This is a genomic window from Achromobacter spanius (assembly GCF_039673305.1).
Lineage (GTDB): Bacteria > Pseudomonadota > Gammaproteobacteria > Burkholderiales > Burkholderiaceae_B > Achromobacter > Achromobacter spanius_F.
Genome location: NZ_JBDJLJ010000133.1, coordinates 1 through 569, shown reverse-complemented (window position 1 = coordinate 569; position 569 = coordinate 1). Strand labels below are relative to the sequence as shown.

Annotated in this window: 1 protein-coding gene; it reads left to right on the top strand. The window is 48.7% G+C overall.

Annotated elements, in window-relative coordinates; translation table 11 throughout:
* On the top strand, positions 1-200 hold a 200-nt coding region (locus tag ABE485_RS31170), incomplete at its 5' end, for a hypothetical protein (protein WP_346519111.1).
* Between the last annotated feature and the right edge of the window lie 369 nt (positions 201-569).

Genomic DNA, 569 nt, shown 5'->3' with positions numbered 1-569 from the left:
GAAGCCAAGCAAGTGCAACAGGCGCCAAGGGTTACCCGGCAACGCCTGCCGCAAAAGCGATCAGCGATGAAAGCCCAGCGGTTATTGCAAGGATTGGTGCAAATCAGGCAGAAGCCAGTTGCACGATCCGCAAAAATTGTGCTATAGTCTTGGGCTTGGCAGTTGCCGAGAAATTAGGGTTTACCCTGGTGTCTCGATAGCTGCTAGGTTGGGGTGAAAACCCCGGCGAGGCCTGAAGAGGTCGCGGCAAGAAAGCGAAGTGAAATAAACGACGCTGACTTGACAAGCGATAAAAACTTCTTCATAATCTCGTTTCTCTGCTGCAACGACAGCGACGACGCGAAAGCGAAGTTGGCCGAAGTTGAAGGCAGAAACCAGTAGTACAGAATTTAGCAGTACCGCTCTTTAACAATTAAACAACCGATAAGTGTGGGCGCTTGATGCGAGTGCAGTGGTTAGGTTTTTAACCTGGTCACAAGCACAATGAAATCAAGTGCTCACTAGAAGTGAAGTACCTTAGACGTCAAGTTTAAGAACATACCTCACTTCCTTTGAGTAGCGACGTATGA